20 protein-coding genes are annotated in these 20,357 nt (G+C 35.7%); all 20 read right to left on the bottom strand.

Translation table 11 applies throughout. The features are described 5' to 3' along the window. Nucleotides 1-349 (bottom strand): hypothetical protein (locus DXD25_RS14740; protein WP_147327938.1); only part of this gene is annotated, 349 nt, incomplete at its 3' end. A gap of 52 nt (nucleotides 350-401) precedes the next feature. Continuing rightward, nucleotides 402-1,478 carry a glycosyltransferase gene (locus DXD25_RS14735; protein WP_158556352.1) on the bottom strand — a complete coding sequence of 359 codons (1,077 nt, stop codon included), beginning with the start codon at nucleotides 1,476-1,478 and terminating at the stop codon, nucleotides 402-404. A gap of 4 nt (nucleotides 1,479-1,482) precedes the next feature. Continuing rightward, nucleotides 1,483-2,370: a polysaccharide pyruvyl transferase family protein gene (locus DXD25_RS14730; protein ID WP_117664162.1), complete on the bottom strand. Its 888-nt coding sequence runs from the start codon at nucleotides 2,368-2,370 to the stop codon at nucleotides 1,483-1,485. Next, the gene (locus DXD25_RS14725; protein ID WP_117664161.1) at nucleotides 2,360-3,898 is read right to left on the bottom strand and encodes a lipopolysaccharide biosynthesis protein; all 1,539 of its coding nucleotides are present in this window, start codon (nucleotides 3,896-3,898) and stop codon (nucleotides 2,360-2,362) included. The genes DXD25_RS14730 and DXD25_RS14725 overlap by 11 nt, the downstream gene beginning before the upstream one ends. An 8-nt stretch (nucleotides 3,899-3,906) precedes the next feature. Next, complete coding sequence (locus DXD25_RS14720) at nucleotides 3,907-4,767, bottom strand: ComEC/Rec2 family competence protein (protein ID WP_117664160.1); 861 nt, start codon at nucleotides 4,765-4,767, stop codon at nucleotides 3,907-3,909. After that, on the bottom strand, nucleotides 4,764-6,365 hold the full coding sequence (locus DXD25_RS14715) for a patatin-like phospholipase family protein (protein WP_117664159.1): 1,602 nt from the start codon (nucleotides 6,363-6,365) through the stop codon (nucleotides 4,764-4,766). Before DXD25_RS14715 ends, DXD25_RS14720 begins: the two co-directional genes overlap by 4 nt. After that, on the bottom strand, nucleotides 6,365-7,228 hold the full coding sequence (locus DXD25_RS14710) for a ComEC/Rec2 family competence protein (RefSeq protein WP_117664158.1): 864 nt from the start codon (nucleotides 7,226-7,228) through the stop codon (nucleotides 6,365-6,367). The genes DXD25_RS14715 and DXD25_RS14710 overlap by 1 nt, the downstream gene beginning before the upstream one ends. Before the next feature lie 68 nt (nucleotides 7,229-7,296). Continuing rightward, complete coding sequence (locus tag DXD25_RS14705; protein WP_117664157.1) at nucleotides 7,297-8,352, bottom strand: mannose-1-phosphate guanylyltransferase; 1,056 nt, start codon at nucleotides 8,350-8,352, stop codon at nucleotides 7,297-7,299. A gap of 296 nt (nucleotides 8,353-8,648) precedes the next feature. Continuing rightward, nucleotides 8,649-8,843 carry a hypothetical protein gene (locus DXD25_RS14700; protein WP_147327937.1) on the bottom strand — a complete coding sequence of 65 codons (195 nt, stop codon included), beginning with the start codon at nucleotides 8,841-8,843 and terminating at the stop codon, nucleotides 8,649-8,651. 144 nt (nucleotides 8,844-8,987) lie between these two features. Further along, nucleotides 8,988-10,034, bottom strand: a complete 1,047-nt coding sequence (locus DXD25_RS14695) for a hypothetical protein (protein ID WP_117664155.1) — start codon at nucleotides 10,032-10,034, stop codon at nucleotides 8,988-8,990. Beyond that, a complete protein-coding gene (locus tag DXD25_RS14690) occupies nucleotides 10,027-10,368 on the bottom strand; it encodes an HNH endonuclease signature motif containing protein (protein ID WP_117664154.1) in 342 nt (113 codons plus the stop codon). The genes DXD25_RS14695 and DXD25_RS14690 overlap by 8 nt, the downstream gene beginning before the upstream one ends. A 58-nt stretch (nucleotides 10,369-10,426) precedes the next feature. Further along, nucleotides 10,427-11,281, bottom strand: coding sequence for a hypothetical protein (locus DXD25_RS14685; protein WP_147327936.1), 855 nt, complete (start codon nucleotides 11,279-11,281; stop codon nucleotides 10,427-10,429). A 12-nt stretch (nucleotides 11,282-11,293) separates the two neighbouring features. Beyond that, nucleotides 11,294-13,603, bottom strand: a complete 2,310-nt coding sequence (locus tag DXD25_RS14680) for an AIPR family protein (RefSeq protein ID WP_158556351.1) — start codon at nucleotides 13,601-13,603, stop codon at nucleotides 11,294-11,296. Between the two features lie 326 nt (nucleotides 13,604-13,929). Then, complete coding sequence (gene rfbC / locus DXD25_RS14675) at nucleotides 13,930-14,517, bottom strand: dTDP-4-dehydrorhamnose 3,5-epimerase (protein ID WP_117664151.1); 588 nt, start codon at nucleotides 14,515-14,517, stop codon at nucleotides 13,930-13,932. Between the two features lie 6 nt (nucleotides 14,518-14,523). Next, a complete protein-coding gene (gene rfbA, locus DXD25_RS14670) occupies nucleotides 14,524-15,432 on the bottom strand; it encodes a glucose-1-phosphate thymidylyltransferase RfbA (RefSeq protein WP_117664150.1) in 909 nt (302 codons plus the stop codon). Nucleotides 15,433-15,766: 334 nt separating this feature from the next. Continuing rightward, complete coding sequence (locus DXD25_RS14665) at nucleotides 15,767-16,570, bottom strand: hypothetical protein (RefSeq protein ID WP_147327934.1); 804 nt, start codon at nucleotides 16,568-16,570, stop codon at nucleotides 15,767-15,769. Nucleotides 16,571-16,658: 88 nt separating this feature from the next. Beyond that, complete coding sequence (locus DXD25_RS14660; RefSeq protein WP_117664148.1) at nucleotides 16,659-17,717, bottom strand: DUF262 domain-containing protein; 1,059 nt, start codon at nucleotides 17,715-17,717, stop codon at nucleotides 16,659-16,661. Continuing rightward, nucleotides 17,714-18,724 (bottom strand): hypothetical protein, encoded by a 1,011-nt coding sequence (locus tag DXD25_RS14655; RefSeq protein ID WP_117664147.1) that lies wholly within the window; start codon nucleotides 18,722-18,724, stop codon nucleotides 17,714-17,716. Before DXD25_RS14655 ends, DXD25_RS14660 begins: the two co-directional genes overlap by 4 nt. An 11-nt stretch (nucleotides 18,725-18,735) precedes the next feature. Next, a complete protein-coding gene (locus tag DXD25_RS14650; RefSeq protein ID WP_117664146.1) occupies nucleotides 18,736-19,536 on the bottom strand; it encodes an abortive infection system antitoxin AbiGi family protein in 801 nt (266 codons plus the stop codon). 189 nt (nucleotides 19,537-19,725) lie between these two features. Beyond that, on the bottom strand, nucleotides 19,726-20,253 hold the full coding sequence (locus tag DXD25_RS14645) for a hypothetical protein (RefSeq protein ID WP_117664145.1): 528 nt from the start codon (nucleotides 20,251-20,253) through the stop codon (nucleotides 19,726-19,728). Nucleotides 20,254-20,357: the final 104 nt, after the last annotated feature.

The raw sequence follows: 20,357 nt of genomic DNA, 5'->3' as shown, positions 1-20,357 counted from the left end.
GCTGCTTAGCCATTATCTCAAATTTTAACGAACTATTGTAATAAAACACGGTACACCATATTTTATAAAGGAACTCAGGTTCATCTGTAACTACAGCAGGAAGAGCCCCATTCATGTTTTTTCCCAAACATGTTACTATGTCATTATAATAGTGTGGATAATCAGCACCTCTTAGCCAACGTAAACCTTCTATTAAAGAATATGCGCTGCCTGCTAGCCATGCATATTTATTATATCTTGCTGGAGCATCTTTACTTATACCCCATCCGCAAAAAAACAATATTGCAAGCAGTAAAATTCTAAGAATCCAATATATTATTGGATCCCCTACATCATAACCTAAAAACATGTACTATTATGATTATTAAAACTTCCCTTTATTACCAAAGAAGTCCTTTTGTTTAACATAAAAATGAAAACCACTTGTTTACCTCTTCAATATGTAATCTATGACTCATATTGATAGAGTTTTCCTTCATTTCATAAACACGATTTCTCTTATCATCACACAAGGAATTTATTCCTTTTACAAAATCCCCAATGTTATTTTCTACAAAAATTGCATTTTTCTCATCACAATAATCTCTGATGCTACCCACATCACTCACAATCATCGCAAGCCCCATTGCCATAGATGTCGTTATCACATTACTACCCACAGTATCTTCCATTACATTCAAGGAGACATCTGCTATATCCATTTGATGACGCAATTCTTCCTCTGACAAGAAACCTTTTAGCTCTACATTAGAAGATTTAGGGAAAAGGTCATCTACATTTTTTCGACCTCGACAGATAGTCCAATGCACATTTGGACATTGTTTAACAATTTCTGCCAACATTCCATAATCTCGTTGTAAAGCTCCCATCATGATAACCCTAAGAGGCGAATGTACATCAATAGGTTGCTGCTTATGATAATATGCCGAATCCACATAATGAAAGCCAGTACTTATTTTTTCTTTTGTTATTCCTGCCTTCTCAAAATAATCAGATAAAGAAGAACCTAACGTCAACATTTTATCTACTGGTTCTGCCCATTTTTTGATTATTCCAGATTCTTTTGCCGTAATCTCATCAAAAAACTTGCAGGTTAGATGAGAAAGAGCATATATCTTAACCTCAGGATAATTCTTGCGAATATAGCAAGACAATTCATACTGAGAAGCCCATGGTAAAAGATATTCAAGAAGAAAAACCTCATCACCAGCTTTCAACTTTGAGAACATTGGTTTACAAAGTTCCAAATATTCTTTTGGATAGGTTATTTCTAAATATGCTTTTTGTGCTCTCGCCCCGAACAATTTCCAGTGAATTTTTTCAAGGAAAGTCTTAGGATACTCCCACACCTTAGGCATTTCCTTTACGTACACTTCATATTCTGCTGGATATTTTTTCTTAAGCATATCACACATGTGTCTCATACCAGCATGATTACCATGTGTACTACGCCAATCTTGTACTATTAAATACTTCATATTTTTATAACATTTTCTTATATTCATCCTTTAATTCCAGAGGAAAGACTTTTATTAAATTCTGCTGAATTTGAGATAATCTTTCTTTTTTAATCAAAGAGTAATTGTGCATACGTTGGAAATAATTAGCAATAGAATCCAACGAGCTTAATAGGTTCTCATCATGAATTTCCCCTTCATAGGCAGGAATACCTACACCACTAAAATAGTCATAATACTTAAAGTCCGAAGAATTCACATATCCATGCTTTATCCAAAGTGCAGGAACTCCATAAGCATGAGCAAATATGAGTCCATGAAGAGAAGATGACAAAACGCATTTACTCTGTCGAATAATATCAATTACACTTTCCAAATCATTAGTTCTAACATTTACAACAGCATATTTGGTTCCCCATTTTTCCTTGAAATATGAATAATCCACAAAATGTGGTATAATAACCACATCAAACTTCTGTTTTTGTGGCCTGTCATACACTAAAGGCAACAATAATCCTGGATCACCTAAAGCAACTATTCCCCTTTCATTAAAAGGTAACTTCTCTAAAGACAGTTTTCCTCGTACAGCTAAAACTTTCGTTTTCTTATATTTACTATCATATTCTCGGAAACCGCTACCCCAAACAACAGTTTTTCGATTTGCAAAATCAAGAATAGATCCAATTGCAAATAAAGCTTTATCCCAAGGATAAACATATCCCACATATGAGCTTAATCGAAATGCTTTTCTATGCTTAATCGCACGAAGTAAATTCAAAAAATCTTTGTGGATGCAAGTTTGAGGGAAGGCCCATTTTATCTGTTTCTTAGCCAAATGACTTACTAAATAAAAAGAGGCGTAATCTCCAAAATTTTTCTCAGCTTTCCACCAATATAGTTTATCAACGGTCATTTCTTTTAAATATTATTTTAGACACCTTTGCGTTTACTTTCACTCTCTCTTTAACTGTCAAACCTAGGACGTAAACACATATCATTACGCTAATCACGCTAACCAAGCAAACAAGAACCATGCTTGCAAAACTTGGCAGCAAATAGCTATGTAATAACAAAGGAAGTATTATTGCTGTAGCAACAACCAATCCTATTTTTACTATAACTTTTTGTATATATTCACCGACAGCTAGCTGAATCATATTTCTTACCATATATATTCTCACACACTGAGCCAAAATAACGACACAGAGATGAACAATAAATACACCCTCAGGTATACAACCCATTTTCAAAGCGACATAAGATATTGGAACTATCAGTAGAAGAATTGAACCTACAACTATCTGATATACCTTAATATTACCATTTGCCTGTGCTCCCACTGTAAGAGGATTTGCCGTAGCATCCAACATTAAAATCATGAATATCAATCTAACAAACCAAACCGTATGATCTGGCACCAACCCTAACCAATAATGGAGGATAGATGGAGCCTCTATCATAATTGGTAAAGACAAAAGCAAAAGCATAAAGAATGAATACTTTGAACTGGCATATATCAGAGAATGCATTCGCTTCAAATCATTTGCAGCATAGCTTTTAGTTATCTGAGGATTCAATGCCATCTGGAAGTTGGTACAGAAAGCTGATACTTTCTCATTAACTTGCATAGCTACACCTCTTGCTGCATTTACAGATGGTCCAAAGAACAGATTCAGCAGGATATTCAAGCCTTGGGAATAGCCAACGTATGCAAGATTTCCAAACATTGTCCAACCAGCAAAGCCACCCATGTGCTTCAACAAATCCTTGTCAAAGACAAAACAATAATGACATTCCTCAAACTTTCTTGAGCAATAGACTCCATATATTATACGCATTGAAAAAGAGAGGAAAAGCAGGAGAGCTGCATACGTAATCAATTTATCAATAGGCGTGACAAATACAGAATAGGCTATCACCAATTTCATAATTGCCTCATAAATTGTGATGTAGGCAAATGCCGACATCTTCTCATGGGCAATGATGCACGCATTATAAGGCACACTAATCAGTGTCAACACAAACGACACTATAGAAAACTGCAAAACCCAATTAGCTGCATCAAGCCTATCGGCAGGTATAACCATCTTGTTATTCAAAAACCAAACTCCCGCAACCTCTGCGATAAGGACTACAATAACTGACATAAATATCTGAATGGTTACAGCCGAGGAAAATACCTTACTTAGTTTTTCTTTATCACCACGACCTATCTCAAAAGTTATATCTCGGCTAATGGCAACGCTCAAAGAACCTGTTAATACAGAAAACATTGCGACCACGCCACCAACGACATTATATATACCAAAGTTATCTACTCCTAAAGATTGTAGATTGATTCGACTTGTAAAAAGTCCGATGAACATTAAGAATAGCATACGGAAATACAACAAAAGCGTATTCTTTGCTATTCGCTTGTTGTTATTTGCTTGATGGGTCATAAAAACTATTAATCTTGAGTATAAAAAGTCTTATTCATAAATGTCTCTACAGAATCTTTCTTTTCATTATTTGTTATGTAATTGGAGATTTTGAAATTATATTTATCAATACTCTGAGCAATAATATCTCCAGATTTGGTTGAATAATACTTAATTCCAAGATTTGACAACATAGAACGCACTTTATCTGACGGATGAGAATACATATTATCCCAATCACAAGCACATATTGCAACTCTTGGATTGACTGCTTTCAGAAAGTCTGTAGTTGTAAATCCGTTGTCTGCCCCATGATGTGCCAAAATTAGAATATCAATTTCTTTTGTGACTATCTCTTCTTTCATAAGTTTTTCCGCGATGTCAGAATCTTCACAATCTCCAAGGCTTAACACTTGGAAACTTCCTATTCTAAACAACTTTATTACAGACATATTATTAGAAGTCGTACCATTCTCTATATTAGTTGGTCCAAAGAACAAATCTCGACCAACTAAACGAGTAAAAAACTGATCTTTTACAATTGACGGAGTAACCCGAACTACCTTGCAACCAGAGTTTAAGATTATAGACAAAGACCTTAATCCTGTAATAGTATGTGGAGCATAACCAGGACATTCTATTATAGAAGGTTTTAATTCTTTGATTATATCTTCCAATTCCGTTGACTTACAATGATCTTCATCCCAACTTGTTATATGAAGAACATCTATATGGGCAACACCGCTTAATCCCATTTCATAAATAATATGAGACTTGTTTACTGAATTGTAACGAGCTTCAATCAAGACAAAGTATTGATCTACACTAATAGAAAAAGAAGCTCCTTTTTCGCCTAATTGATAAGCTCTAAATCTTGTATAATGTTTCATACTGTTACTAATTTTAAAAGATATTTTGGATTAGATTGGAATTGCTCCCAATCTGATTTCAATTGTTGTTCACACCCCAACAGAAGTTTATGTGTGTCTGTCGTATTCGACATATCCTTCTTTAACTTCTCGACGTACTCTAACAAATTCATACATATTGTATATTGTCCACAAGCAAGCAATGCCTCTGGAATTTCGTTTTCTCTGTCATATTCTGTAAACCATAAAGTCGTTCCCATAGAAGAAGCCTTATCGCTATTGTTGATAATCGCTTGCGAAGGTTTTAATATTTCAGGATAATCTTTCTTCCATCTCCACGAACCCTTACAGGAAAGCTCGTTGACATTGGTACTTAACAAACGATTCCTCCAAGACGCATTTTCGTACAAAGCTTTATAACGCATCTGGCGAATTGGTTTCATAAATACAGATTGCGCCAAAGTCAAGAGTGACAATGTTCGATTCTTTAATAGAGTGTATATTTTGCCAAATCGTAAGTTCGTCATCAAATCGAAATCAAATTCAACAGGAAGTGTTCTCAAAAGTCCTGTCATTTTTTTTCGAATACAATAAACTGAACAACTTAACCATCCGCATAACAACGAAATAGTAAAGAATATTCCGCTAATAAAATAAAGCCGAACTCTCAAAGTTATAATAAAGAGCAAACTTGATATTGAAAAGCTCCACAATAGTATTTTTTTTATGCTGTTAAAAGATAGTTTCTTAAAAGGAAGACTAAAATTTATGTTATCCGCTTCCGAAAGTGTCGGAGATGCTACATCTGAAACGATTACCAAATCATGACTGGGAAAATCTGACTTCCCCTGTGCATTAGGATTATCATAAGACATTTGTTGATTTGCCAACAATATAGGTTCTATACCTTGATTATCTACTATGCCTCCATCCATTAGACCAAAGGACTTACAACCATTACAAAATTCTTCACAATCTTCAATGTTGTAAAAATCAAAATCATCAGGAAATACAACAGGTTCAAATCCTCCAGGGAAACAACTTGACACTGCCAAGATTTCAGACAACTTGATATTCTTTGCTACATCTCTTGGTATCTTATGTTTGTTATTCCCTATAAATCCATACCTATACTGAGGTTCCGCATTCACGATTGCACGAGAAGCTTGGAACCGAAATGCTAATCCGTTAGAGAAATCTGTACCATTTGCACTAAAATGATGAATGTGTCCATGCTCCACTTTCTCCATCAACAATCCAAAAGTTTGATCGTGAAAGAATATCTGATCATAAAACTTTATAGTCTCCTTTATCAAGGATGTATTTTCATTTCCCTTAGCAAGGAAAGCATTCAGTACAGACCTCGGCAAATCTTTATCACGTAAAATATAAAACAAATCTTTGAAACTCTGTTCTATATCATTAGAGCCGCAATAATTCATCATATACCACAAACCTGTTATTGAGCCTCCTGATATTGTAGATATTGTATTTACAACATCAAGGATGGATTTTCCATTAGGCAATGCGACATGTTTCAAATAACTCAAAGTACCTAAATGGAACATCGCAGCACGATAACCACCTCCAGACAATGCTAATGCTATTTCGGAATTCATTATTTGATTTTGAATTTTGGTCTAAATTCAAAGGTTGAGCTCACCTTCGTTCCATTTCCTATATAATTGGTAACGTGTACATTGTTATCCACATCACAAACAATAAGCACGTCTCCTGTCTTAGTTGTAAAAAATCTCACATCATTATTATGGAGAATTTCTCTAACTTCCTTACGAGGATGATCATACTGATTGTCATAATCACAGGCACATATTGCTATTTTGGGGGCTATTTTCTTAATAAACTCTTCTGTCGTAAATCCATTGTCAGCCCCATGATGTGCCATAAGCATCACATCCGTTTCGCTATTTGCGATACTGCAATTCATAATTGTATTAGCTATTTCAGGACTCTCACAATCGCCCAAACTTAATACTGTAAACCGCCCTTTCCTAAAGAGAGCGACTATCGACATGTCGTTATGCTTTTCATATTCCGTCGTTGGATTATAGAGAATTGTTGAGAACCTTGCAGACTCACCTGTTTCCAAAGCATTGACATATTTAGGGGAAATCTCACTGCCGCGAATTTGTTTTTGTGAAAGATAATCGCTTATCATCTTTAATGATTTCTTGCCACTATCTGAATCAGGTCGATATCCTGGATATTGAATTCTTTGAGGTTTTAGAACATGCAGAATATCATATAGTTCGTCTGGATTACAATGGTCTACATCCCAACTTGTAATATGCAGTAACGATAAGCTTTTCGCTCCAGCAATTCGCATTTCATTGAATACGTTTGCTCTATTACAATCGTTTAACCTTGCCTCTATCAGAGTAAAGTCATCATCTACTGCTAGTGTAAAAGAAGCACCTTTTACTCCTAACTGATATGCTCTGAATCTTGTTATTTTATCCATACTATAATCATTTTGAATTTTACGTTCTTTTATCAACGAATCTCCACCAAACACATGCCTAAGCTTTATTACATGCCAAATTCTTTAATTCTCTGCTCCTCTTTCAATGAGCAGACAAGTAGTTGTCCATTCTTCTCGGCTACGATATAGCCATCCAAGCCTTGAACTACCACCTTGCTTTCATCGGCTGCATGTACCACGCAGTTCTTACATTCATACAAGCGAATGTCCTTGCCTACCTTGGCATTGCCAGCCTCATCCTGTGGTAGCAGGGTACGGAGGCTGCCCCAGCTACCTAAATCACTCCAGCCAAACTCGGCTGGCAAGGTATAGATTTCCTTTGACTTCTCCATCACGGCATAGTCGATGCTTATCTTCTCGCAGGTTGGGAAGAGTTTGCCAACTACCTCTTTCTCCTGTTCGGTATAGAAAGAAGGTGCCATCTCGTCCATGATGCTGGCAAGATTCGGTTGGAAGGTACGGATTGCCTTGCTGATGGTATCGATGTTCCATACGAAGATTCCGGCGTTCCAATAGTAATTGCCAGCGGCAAGGTATTGCTCGGCTGTTTCCAGGTTTGGCTTTTCCTTGAAAGCCTCAACCTTGTAGATTTCATCTACGGATGTTGGCTCTGCTGCGGCGATATAGCCATAGCCTGTTTCCGGGCGGCTTGGCTTGATACCGATGGTAACGATGGCGTTCTTATCGGATGTATAGCTCAAAGCCTTGCTGAGCACTCGCTGATACTCCGAAGTATTGATCACCAGGGCATCGGATGGTGTCACCACGATGTTGGCATCAGGATGCTTCTTCTGGATTTTCCAGCAGGCATAAGCAATACATGGAGCGGTATTGCGAGCCTCCGGCTCTGCTAATATGTTATCGACTGGCATGTCAGGGATTTGCTCCTTGACAATGCGAATGTATTTCTCGTTTGTCACTACCCACATGTTCTCAACAGGACAGATTGGTTTCAATCTATCTACTGTCAATTGTATGAGGGAACGACCCACACCCATCACATCAATGAACTGCTTTGGGTAATCGGGGGTTGACATTGGCCAGAAGCGGCTGCCTACGCCACCGGCCATGATAATGATTTGTATGTCGTTGAAATTATGCATAAATCTTTTTCTTTTACCTCGTCTCCTTAAGGAGATATTTTTTCGAAAATCACCCCGTCCCTCTTTACCCTTAAAGAGGGCTCCACCTCTCCCCCCGACCCTCTCTCCTCAGGAGCGAGGGAGGAAACCGCCCTACTCGGTGCTCAGAACCGCTACGCTCTAAGGTTGGCGGACCATCAAAGGTCTTCACCATATTATGCGGGATGGGACCGCCTGGGGACACTATACTATATGCCAATGTTTGATGCTTATTTACATAAGTCTGAGAAAAACAAAGACTGGTAATAAATATATTGTTATCTCCTCATTAACTTTGCTGCAAATTCAAAGAAATCTGCAACATTCTTGAAATTATCAAACTGCTGGCAATACATATTTGCATAAGGTTCGGGAAACCTACTGCGTATATCTGCCTTTATCATACTTGTCATACTTGCTAAAGCCTCCTTTGTGTAGGCTTTCAGCAATCCGTTGTATTGTTCTTCACTCATAATATTCTCTATCATTTCAATATTCTTGCTATATACATCGCCTCATAAACTATGATACAACAATCAAGAACAGCATTCGAAATAAAGAAGCAACGTATTCTTCGCTATTCGCTTGTTATTATCTGTGTTTGAGTTGACATATGTTTACTTACAGAGTTCAACAATCCAATTTATAAAACATGGAAAAGCCTTTATCGCATCCCATACAATTGCAGAAACAAGACTTAAACCAAACACGACGCTACAATATTTTAATATCGTTTTCCATTTGATTGACTTATATACAGTCTTTATAAAAATACTATATCTATCTCGTGTTTGGTCATTAGCATCACCTTTCCAACACCAATGATAGGCTATCAATTTTCTTGTATTATCATAGTTATCTCCTATATAGGCTTGCCATCTATCATAGTTTAAGAGCCTACAATCTTTATAATCTGTATTTCCTGCAATTTGCTCATCCTCGGAAGAACCAACAAAAAAGAAATGAATTTTACTAAAAGGCAAAAACGTTTTGTCCTTTGTTATCTCCTCATAAGCTTTTGGATTCATTTCCCTTACTTCATTGATGCGGAAATCTATCATTTCAGTCTTAGAGAAAGCACTTTGCAAAAAATCATTCGATATATTTTCTTCATAAAAGACACTATTCTCTGGTATATCTTCTACTCGAAAGCGGAAATACAAATTTCTTTTAGGCTTTTTATCATTTGAAGCAGGTTGAATACCACCGTTTTTCTTGGGAGTCGATAATATCTGTACATTTACTATAGAACCATTTGGCTTAATATCCGAGACCTTGAAATTGTTTTCACCAAGAACATACAACCAAAAAGGATGCGCTTTTTCTGAATTAGAAGATGGTGAAATACAGAAATAACTAGGTGATCCATTAATATTACGAACAACATAGTCGTTATTAAACAGGGTACATAGCAACTCACTTTTAGATAAGCTTTCACCTAGATCTTTTAAAGATTGAGCCTCAACCTTAAAAGGAAAATAAAAACTTACAGAACTTACATCTCTCGCAACATCGTTAATAAAAATACCAAAATCGAGAAACCTTTTATAGGCACCATTTCGAATGGGCACTTTCCAATAATTAATATGTAATTCTGCTGAAACATTATTTTTACTTGGTTCAGAAGAATTCCTTAATGTATAAAGAATACCAATGCTATTCATCTACCTTCCATCTTTTATCTGATTCTACATTTTTATTTTCTTTCGAGCTTAAAACTGTTTTCCAACGAGGATAATCATCACCTTTAGATTCATTGTTTCTCCAATGTACAGGATACAAGTTATCCAAATCATGGGTTCCATCTTTAGCCAAAGGCTTTAGATGGTCTATTTCCCATCCATAAGGCATATTACGTTTGCCATAATCCTCACGCCTTATCCAAGCACCAGCATAATCCTTTCGGAAAACATCTGGATTATTATTTGGCTGTTTCGCAGCTTTTTCCCAAACTGCATCTATCTCTTTTTCTAAAAAAACTTTTCTTTGTGTTGCCATATTATAGGTCTTATAAAATTTATACTATCATTTACGGATTAAAAAAACTAAAATAGTTCTATCCTTCTACTAATGCCTTCTCACGTTCTTCCTGTTTTACTTGACCATTCATAGCTTCTATTTCACTTTTCAAATCCTTGTACATATTGATAACTTCAACTTCTTCATGTTTACATTTTCTTTTAATTGCAAAAGAACTTTTAGCAAAAAGGATAATGAATAATAAAAATGTCACATAAGGGAGAAAAGCTGATGCTATTACAGATCCATTCTTTACAAAAAGTTTTATTTCATTATCCCATCCCAAATGAATATAAGCTATACATTCGAAAGGGACTATTAGTGAAAAAAAAGATATGAACAAAGTTATGAAAAGCCATAATATCGTACGCTTGTCTATACAATGTACAAACCAACCTAAAATAACACTTGTTACCATAATGATATAAGACAATAGAGTATAATAAGCAACATAGTCAACAATTGCCATAAAATGCACACTCATTAGCCCAGACACAAAAAGTATCACAAGGCAATAAATGAACATATAGATACTTAAATATCGAAAGACATCACATCGACAAACTTTATCAATATATGCAAAAAGTACGACTTTCTTATCAGCGATTAACGCAGCAAGCTTTTCTCGTTTTGCTTTGGTCTGTTCAAGTGCCTTCTTTCCCTCACCAGTTTGGTAATGTTCACGCTTTGCAAAAATATCCAATTCGAATTCTTCTACTTCAAAAGATCGATATCTATCAATAAGCTGTTGCTTAAAATTCATAAAATGCCGTGACAACAAGGCAGCAAAAGAATGCTTGTATTCTATTGCTATGAACACTATATAAAATCCTGCAGCCAATTGCATTAATGGTGCAAAATCAAGCAGCTTATATATTTCTTCATTATTCATGCCCAATACCATTTAATAACCAAACTTTCTTACTATGTCTATATCTTCTCCATTTTTATCGATACATACATTTACTTCTTTCACGTATTTATTAACGATATCAGGAGAATTGAGCCATACTCTTCCAGTATTATAACTCCGTTGAAGTTCAACACGTAGAGACTTACCATCAAAGGCATACATATTAAAATTAAGCTTTTGATTATTATAAGTAATTGTCGGTTTTATGCTTAAATATTTAAATACTACATTTTTGCCGTTTGTTTTCAACAAAGCAAGACGAGAAAGCAAAGAGGATTTTGTTAATTCGTTCAAACTTCCATACAAAACTAGCGTCAATTTTCCTTTATCTAAAAAATTTGTTATATTATGAATTATTTTTGAGTGATTGATATATGGGTTTAAAATACGCCCTGCGACTATGACTATTTCATTTTCAGCATACTCAACTTGCTTTGCTAATGTATCGATAGCCAACTTAAAACTATCAGTTTCAAAATAAGACTCCTTATTACTATCAAGAAGTCTTAAAAAATCTTGTAATTTATACTCTTGTACATTAGCAGATGATGTACGTTCCTTTATCTCACTTAATTCTTTTATTTTCTTTGCTATATTATCGGTAACCTCTTTATTTTGTGCGATACTATCGGTAATTGTTCCTGAGACAACTGAATCTATAATTTCAATAGCAGTACCAAAACATTTACGACATGTTACATCATTACAAAACAACTTGTTTAAATATTCACAATAATCCTCAATTTCTGCAGATTCCAATGGTGGCATTTCTCTATAATTTATTTCAGCTACAAGCCGAGATGCATAAAGTATTTGATACTTTAAACGTTTATACCTATTTGGAATCTGATTTCTACCAAAAAGTTGTGACAACTTATAAAACATCAAGCCACTTGTATAATATGAATCAACCCTGTATGCATCAGAAAAAATACCACGTCCCTTATTTTTCAAGTTTTCTATGATTTGACTATAGTAGCCTGAAACATAATGAGGACTTGACAAAAATATGGCTCCAAAAGACATAATTTCAATAGGAATGGTTATGACTTTATTTTGCGGCACCTTTGTTTCTGTTACATATTGTTTTGAACGGCGTTCATAATACAATGGCTCCAGGCCATTATCATTAGCTCGAATCTTTGCATAATAATCTTCAATTCGCTCCTGCAAACCAGTCAAAGCGATTAATTGTTCACGCTTTACTTCTATCTGGCTATTAGTACCCATTATGACAGAATTGCGAACATTCTCATCTGTAGAGCAAATTATCTTGACCAACAACAAAAGATCACCAATTCCATCAAGGTCTCTATTGTTATATAGGACATGACATGTTTGACAACCATTAACAATTTGATAATCCACCAATTCAAGTTTACCTCCTTGGGTATGCTTCAACTCACTCACTATGATAGTAATACCATTATTCATAGCTATAAATTGATCAAATTTTCCTTGTTTTAAAGTTTCTCCCATTTGTTTGGAAACTATCGTTTTTCCTTGAAATGCTCGAATATTATCGTGGAATATAGAAGTTTTTATGCTACCATTATCGGCTATCAATAATTTCTTAAACTCACAAAATGATACCACTGTTATCAATGCATCCTTGATACCATGAATAGAAGGTAAAGGAATAGATGTTTTATAGGGTTCAATCTCTACTGATTCACGAATTTTCGTTCGAGAGTAAAACGTCAATAGTTCAGCTGTATCTAAGGCAAAACTATTTATTTGTGAAAAAGATTCCTTATCAGACTTAAATAAAGATTCTAATTGTTCTTTTATTTTTTTCTTGTCAGATGCCTTCAACTCATCTGCTACAATATATAAATTTAAATCTGGCAAAGGATTGGAAGTCTTTACACATTGATTATATAAACAAGATATCGTATCAGTAGACTGTACTACGGAAGAACAATTACTAGTATCTACTTCGCCTAGCACAACGGAAAACACTTGCTTTATATTACTCAAATATTGTTTGAAAATATCATTATTTAATCCTTTCAATACAGACTTTACTATAACAATCTCAGATTTCACACTATCATTAACCCGAAATATATCTTCAATTGCCTTTACGCTATTAAGGATTTGCCCATCAAGCAATATGGCAAATCCATCAAATGAAGCTCCGTTAATATTACAGTTTGCAATCGAGTCCTGAACATCACAAGTTATAGTATCATGGCTATAAGAATTGGCCAATATACTAAAATTAGCCAATAACTTATAGGAATAATTCAAATCTTCTTGTGAATAACCGAAAGTATTGCAAAATTCTTCGATATTCATCAATTGATGCCTATTCATATCATTTTCCTTTATCAATAAAATTTTTGCACCTCATTTTAAACTAAAAATCCAACACTTAGTTTTGATGTTGCAGGATTTTCTTTCTGTGCTACGAACTTGTACAAACAGTTTTAATCCGATATATTGTAAATTTGTTTTGTCAATATTACGATATTATATTTTTTCACAATCAATATAATTATAATAAAGACACACTCATCAATACTCATAAAACTCATTCAATTGGCATTCATTTAACTACGACTATCCGTTTTATTACCATTGATTGTATACCAGAAATATGTTGTAATCGAATCAACAGGATATTATTTATATAAATCCACGTTGATGCAAAACGGACTATCAAAGTCCTTCAACATCGCATGCTTCGTATCTTTCTCTGAGAGATTGGCATGTTCTGTTGGGATTTTCCAATCGATACCGAGGGTATCATCGAGAATAGAGATACCTCCATCAGCCTCTGGATGATAGAAGTTATCACACTTGTACTGGAAAACTGCAGTTTCAGAGAGAACGGCGAAACCATGAGCAAAGCCCTTTGGAATGAAGAACTGGACATGATTGTCTTCTGTCAGCTCTACTGCCACATGCTTGCCATAGGTTGGTGATCCTTTGCGAATATCTACTGCGACATCAAGCACTCTACCTTTTACGCAGCGTACCAATTTGCTTTGGGTATATGGTGGGCGCTGAAAGTGCAAGCCTCGCATTACACCATAGCTGCTCATAGACTCATTGTCTTGGCAGAAGTGAACACTGTGTCCCAGGATTGGGGCAACCTTTTCTTCAAACTCTCGCTCGCTGAAGCTCTCGAAGAAGTAGCCACGAGCGTCACGGAAGAGGCGTGGCTCTATAATGAGAACGCCTTCAATATCAGTTTTGATTATATTCATTGTTTTCTAATATTCTAAATTCTTTCTTAGTGTTTGATTTTTCTCTTCAAGTATTGAAAGGAGATACTTGCCATAGTCATTCTTCAGCATAGGCTGAGCATTCTCTCTCAACTGTTCTGCGGTAATCCAACCCTGACGGTATGCGATTCCTTCCAAGCAAGCTACCTTCAAACCCTGTCGCTTCTCCAGAACTTCTATAAAGGTTGATGCCTCAGAAAGGGAATCATGGGTTCCGGTATCGAGCCAGGCGAATCCTCTTGCCATGGTCTGTACCTTCAGCTGCTTATCCTTCAAGAACTCCTGATTAACGGTGGTGATTTCCAACTCACCACGAGCGGATGGCTTAATATGCTTAGCTACATCTACCACCTTGTTAGGATAGAAGTATAAGCCTACCACTGCATAGTTGCTCTTTGGATGTTCAGGCTTCTCCTCAATGCTCAGGCAATTGCCTTGCTCATCAAACTCAGCAACTCCATATCGTTCCGGATCACTTACACGATAGCCAAAAACGGTAGCCTTGTTATTTTGTTCTGCATCTACAACTGCTTGATGCAGCATCTGATTTAATCCTGCACCATAGAAGATATTATCGCCTAATACGAGGCAAGCGGAATCATTACCAATGAATTTCTCTCCGATAATGAAAGCTTGGGCTAAGCCATCTGGTGATGGCTGCTCTGCATACTCGAACTTCACACCAAACTGGCTTCCATCGCCTAAGAGGCGCTTGAAACCTGGCAAATCAAATGGTGTTGAAATAATGAGTATCTCACGGATACCTGCCAACATCAATACTGATATTGGGTAGTATATCATCGGCTTATCAAAGATAGGTATCAGCTGCTTGCTGATTCCTTTGGTGATAGGGTACAAGCGTGTACCGCTACCACCTGCTAATACTATTCCTTTCATATAATTATTATTTATTGATCAATAACATGTTTTCTAAAATCATCCCTCAATGGTCTTTAAGACCCTTTCGGTTCCCCTTACAGGGGACAGAAACCTTCTTTACCGTTAAAGAAGTCATCTTTTCGAATCCCTCCGTCTCCCTTTAGCCAAAGGGAGCTCCACCTTTCTCACCAAGCCTCTCTTCCCTCAGGGACGAGAGGATGTAGCTGGCTGCGCTATAGCCTCCGCCAGAGTTTTGGCATCGTCAGCGGAGCCTGTGCCCTAAAGGGCTGCCGATATTTGTTTACGCAACAGAGTTGCGATTGTTTGTCGGCTGGCGCATTATTACTGCCTTTCATGGTTGTTTTTGATTATCTAATTTGATAGAATTTTGTATATTTGCATTCATCGCATTAGCTATAACACCCGCCAAATAATTTTGATTTTGCAAGTTCTGATAAGCTTCCCAATCCCAAAATAAATAAGTATCCCAAAGACCTAAATCTATCTCTGTCTTGAGTTCCTCCATCTTTTCAGGAATAGCCTTTCCGTTCTCATCAAAATAATCTTGCCAACAGGAACGTTTTCTAAAAACATTAATGATGTTTAACTCTCCTGGCGTAAACAACAACGACATATTTACAGAATAATTAACGACTTGCTTTTCCTTATCGCACTTACACGTGGAAAAAACTAAATCCACATATTTCTTTGCCACAGCTCGTACAGCCAATAATCTTGTATTAGATGAGAAATAGGCATCTACATCAGAAAAGAATATATCATCGCAGTTTCCCTTGTTAACTTGCCCCTTCATCAACTCTAAAGTATCCTTATCGATTAACTTATGCTCAAACTTCACATCTTCTATTTGAAATAAGTCATTTATAGGCTTAACAACAGGAATGCCTAACTTGCACAAAGCTACAAGAACGGCTCTCTTCTCCACAACATCAAGGGAATTATTGAATTCTGAAGCTGCCTTGTCGAAAGTTTGTCCTTGCTTGACATAGCGACAGAACACATCCAATGCCTTGATTGCTATCTTGCGCACCTTATTCACTTTTCGGTTCTGGAAGCTATGTTGAAACCATGCTCCGAAATAACCTCCAAGAAAAGCACTCAAGAGTGCTAACAATATACTTATGATTGTTTCCATAACATTATCTCCTCATTTGTTTGGCAACAAACTCCAAATAGTCAACAAGGCACTTGAAGTCTTCAAATTGCTTGACATACACAGAAATTTACTTTTCTACATTTTCTTTCATATATCCCAGCAAAGCTTCAAATCTCTTCTTTCGAGACCCAATCGACTTTGTAGATTGCTGCATAGACTGAATATACTTTTGTATATATGGATTCGTTTCCTTTAGCTTAACCTTCGTATAAAATTCCAAGAAACACTTCTTGTATAAGTTTACATCTTTATCCTCTGTAAATAAATAGTAAGCAAACATCCACATTGCATATAGATGAGAAACACTATTTTTATAATAGAGTTGCATATCCTTTATAAGAGTATCCAAAATAGATGCAGTCTCTATGAATGCTTCTTTCACACCTTCCATAAGTTCATCATCCATAGCATTATCAATAAAGTATTTCTTATATAATACATCAAGCTGGGATTTATTACTATCAACAACCTTGCCTTCTGCCAATGAGAAATATAGCTCAGAACAATACTCTATATCTTCATATCTTACTTTATCTAATCTATTAAGAATATGATTAAAAGGATTCACTTCTGGCAATGTTGACAATAATTCATACAACTTATATTGGCTATACATCGCTTTTCTAAACTCTTGTGCAGACAGTGGTTCACCATTTCGGTTCAACCTATCGAAAACAGCATTTATAGTCTCTTCCTCATCCGAATCGATAAATACAACGCTAATCTGATACTGCCAAAACTCACGTTTAATATCTACATAATCCGGTTTCGCCCAATCCTTGAAGTATGTACCATCTATAAACTGCTCGCAATAGCCATCATCAGAAGAATCTACTGGTAAAGCCAAATTACCTTCTATAAATTTAAATATAGATGTCAAACGTTGTTTGCCATCTATAACGTCATATTTCGTTTTGCCAGAATCTTGATCTATGAATTCATGAAGGAAGATTGGCGGAATAGGAAAGTTCTTAACAATTGAATCAATAAGAAAAGATTGCTTTTCTATATTCCACACCTCTGAACTTCTTTGGTACTTTGGATTCAAATTGATTTTATCTAAACTTTTAAACTCCCAAAGAGTAGCTATCGTAAAATCTGTCTCATGTCGTTTAAACCTTTTCATAATTTCATTAAATTAGTAGAATTTGGAATTACTACATACTGATCAAACAATGTCATAAGTACTGCATTTAGTACCTCTGGTGGATTAGGATTCACCATAACCAAATGCTTTATATCACTGGGCATCTCCGAAAGATATGTATCTATCTCTTTGCGATCAACATGCCAATAAGAGACACCACAGATAACTACACTGTCATCTTTCTTCAAAGTCTTTGCCAAAACTTTTATGTGATTACGTATATCCGCAGACCAAGATTGTTTTAATCGGGAAGAGTCACCTGCTGGAGGAATAAGTGCATTTATAATATTCAAACAATCCAAATTCTTGTTGTCATATCTAAACTCATCTAATTTATGATTATCAAAAGAATTACGATCAGGAATACTATATGCCGCCCTGTCACGTTTTGTTGAATGAAAAGCAATAGAGCCATGAGGCTTGTAGATGTGTATTTTTTCTTTTGTCGAAGAAAAGCCATCTATACTATAAGGTATAGAAAACATATCCAACAAATTTTCCAGCCAAACATCATAGTTTAAAGACACTATACTGACCGTCTTTATATTACTATCTGCATTCAGCTGCCTCAAATATTTAGTCCATCCCCAACTTTTAAGTTTTCCTTTAGCTTTTGTAATATCGACTTTTCGTGTATAATAGACAAAAAGAGACATCAAATATTGTTCTAATTCATTATAAGCACGTATATAAATCTTGTCCTTAATCTCCGTACGCTGCGGTAAAATATTGGCACATGTAATAACTTCTTCTATTATTTCCAGAGCTAGCTCCTTATCAAGATAAGGACGTGCACCCAATGTCCACAAATTGGGACAATTTTGAAATGAAAGGAAACCAGGCGTTTCGGTTTCTGGCCATGGCACATCTGCGCCACATGCAAATAAATTATTCAAATTTATTTCATCAGACTTACCTATGGTTTTCATCATATCAATAGAAAAACCATTGCCAAGAAGTATAAAAACATTCTTTTGAGATGCCATAGTTTTAAACTTTAATTTTTGAAAAACTCTTTGCCAATTTTCAAAGCTAACTCAGAAGTCTTAATGGGTTCTATATTTAACATAGGTAATTCCTCATTATGATTATTTCCTACGATATCACCTAAAACTTGTTGCTTTGTCAAAATAACAATATGTGAACAATCTTCCGTTTGTTTTGCCAATACTCCTTGCACTTCTTTGCGATTATTCTCGTTACCAACAATAATATACTTTACATCCGAAAAAGAAAAGTTCACACCGTTTTTATCCAATATTGATTTTTTATATCTCTTTTTAAAATCTTGATACTGACTCTCAAAAAGGCACAGTTCGTAGCCTTTAATATCCTCCTGATGAGGAACTAGTCTTACTTCCTTTTCATCATAAAAACGATATTTTTTATATCTTCTATTAAGCAAAACTCCTTCTACTAATTTCATATAAGCAAAGGGAAACATAGCTTTTTCAATTACAGACTTATCTTTTGATGCTGCAGCCTCTACAAGCCTATTAATCATTCTTTTCTTATAATCAGAATTAGCATGACAATAGCAAACTGGATTAAAACCGTTTTTCTCTCCCCATTCTCTAGACAATCCAATAGCATAATCTCCATATGCCCATTTTGAATCAGTAAATTCAGACAAAGGCAAATCACAAAGACTTATCATTGGAAAAGCTATTCCTCCTATCTCTCTAAAAGACAATATGTTTTCCAAACTATAAGAAAAATACAATTTCTTTGCCTTGAGAATGCCCATCAAACCGTCCTTTTTAGTTTGATGCCATAAAACATTTGAACTCAATCCCATAGTAATATCATATTATTCTATATATTGTAAAAGTCTTGCTCCCCCTCCATCTGTCGGGGAGTATATCTTCTATATAATCGCCAAAATTAATGTCATTCAACTTGCAGCTCTCAAAAAGTGAGAACATAGTATATTACCATTACGGCGTCCCCACTATATTATAGAGTCAGAAGCATTCCTCCATACAAGCTAAAGTAACTTTTGTTCTTCTATCACCAGTTTGCTCAATACCGGTAAGAGCTTTTCTATCTTGCGGCACTTTACCTTATTATAATAGAAGTCTATATCATCGAGGAGATCATACGCCTGGTCTTCGGGCATATCACCACCATAACCGCCAGCGACGATCGTTATGGCAGCTAGCTTACGAGCATCTAAATTGATACGGAAATCGTACATGCTTCGAAGGATTACAGGAAGGGCATTGTACATGACGTTACAATAGTGAAGCAAGTCTTTGAAATCTTCTGATTCCGTTAAGTATGCTTCAAGCATCTCTTCCTGATATTGGCGGAGAAGCAATAAGTACTTTTCCTTTCCTACCTTACCTTTTATGTTTTGGGTCATTACCCAGAACAAGGCATGAGATAAGACTATTTTATCTTCGGAAGGGTGGTAATAGAAGAGGTCGTCTTCAGGGCTATTACTCTTAGCCCATTGTTCTTCTAACTTGCCGATTATCTCCTTTCTAAAGGAATTTCTATCTTCTTTATTCATTGATATATTGCTATTTTATTTTGTTTCTTGTCCCCATACAGCTACTAGACGGTCTTTCCAGAGTTTCAGAGGACAATGGGAATTGAGTTCTACATATAGTTTAT

It is taken from the genome of Prevotella sp. TF12-30 (assembly GCF_003436715.1).
Lineage (GTDB): Bacteria > Bacteroidota > Bacteroidia > Bacteroidales > Bacteroidaceae > Prevotella > Prevotella copri_A.
Note: the sequence above shows the minus strand (reverse complement) of the source record. Positions and strands in the feature narration are given on the sequence as shown.

What these genes read in the sequence shown, in the direction of transcription:
- DXD25_RS14735 (WP_158556352.1), bottom strand. Translation starts at nt 1,478, where the DNA reads ATGAAGTATTTAATAGTACAAGATTGGCGTAGTACACATGGTAATCAT.
- DXD25_RS14730 (WP_117664162.1), bottom strand. Translation starts at nt 2,370, where the DNA reads ATGACCGTTGATAAACTATATTGGTGGAAAGCTGAGAAAAATTTTGGA.
- DXD25_RS14725 (WP_117664161.1), bottom strand. Translation starts at nt 3,898, where the DNA reads ATGACCCATCAAGCAAATAACAACAAGCGAATAGCAAAGAATACGCTT.
- DXD25_RS14720 (WP_117664160.1), bottom strand. Translation starts at nt 4,767, where the DNA reads ATGAAACATTATACAAGATTTAGAGCTTATCAATTAGGCGAAAAAGGA.
- DXD25_RS14715 (WP_117664159.1), bottom strand. Translation starts at nt 6,365, where the DNA reads ATGAATTCCGAAATAGCATTAGCATTGTCTGGAGGTGGTTATCGTGCT.
- DXD25_RS14710 (WP_117664158.1), bottom strand. Translation starts at nt 7,228, where the DNA reads ATGGATAAAATAACAAGATTCAGAGCATATCAGTTAGGAGTAAAAGGT.
- DXD25_RS14705 (WP_117664157.1), bottom strand. Translation starts at nt 8,352, where the DNA reads ATGCATAATTTCAACGACATACAAATCATTATCATGGCCGGTGGCGTA.
- DXD25_RS14700 (WP_147327937.1), bottom strand. Translation starts at nt 8,843, where the DNA reads ATGAGTGAAGAACAATACAACGGATTGCTGAAAGCCTACACAAAGGAG.
- DXD25_RS14695 (WP_117664155.1), bottom strand. Translation starts at nt 10,034, where the DNA reads ATGAATAGCATTGGTATTCTTTATACATTAAGGAATTCTTCTGAACCA.
- DXD25_RS14690 (WP_117664154.1), bottom strand. Translation starts at nt 10,368, where the DNA reads ATGGCAACACAAAGAAAAGTTTTTTTAGAAAAAGAGATAGATGCAGTT.
- DXD25_RS14685 (WP_147327936.1), bottom strand. Translation starts at nt 11,281, where the DNA reads ATGAATAATGAAGAAATATATAAGCTGCTTGATTTTGCACCATTAATG.
- DXD25_RS14680 (WP_158556351.1), bottom strand. Translation starts at nt 13,603, where the DNA reads ATGAATATCGAAGAATTTTGCAATACTTTCGGTTATTCACAAGAAGAT.
- rfbC (WP_117664151.1), bottom strand. Translation starts at nt 14,517, where the DNA reads ATGAATATAATCAAAACTGATATTGAAGGCGTTCTCATTATAGAGCCA.
- rfbA (WP_117664150.1), bottom strand. Translation starts at nt 15,432, where the DNA reads ATGAAAGGAATAGTATTAGCAGGTGGTAGCGGTACACGCTTGTACCCT.
- DXD25_RS14665 (WP_147327934.1), bottom strand. Translation starts at nt 16,570, where the DNA reads ATGGAAACAATCATAAGTATATTGTTAGCACTCTTGAGTGCTTTTCTT.
- DXD25_RS14660 (WP_117664148.1), bottom strand. Translation starts at nt 17,717, where the DNA reads ATGAAAAGGTTTAAACGACATGAGACAGATTTTACGATAGCTACTCTT.
- DXD25_RS14655 (WP_117664147.1), bottom strand. Translation starts at nt 18,724, where the DNA reads ATGGCATCTCAAAAGAATGTTTTTATACTTCTTGGCAATGGTTTTTCT.
- DXD25_RS14650 (WP_117664146.1), bottom strand. Translation starts at nt 19,536, where the DNA reads ATGGGATTGAGTTCAAATGTTTTATGGCATCAAACTAAAAAGGACGGT.
- DXD25_RS14645 (WP_117664145.1), bottom strand. Translation starts at nt 20,253, where the DNA reads ATGAATAAAGAAGATAGAAATTCCTTTAGAAAGGAGATAATCGGCAAG.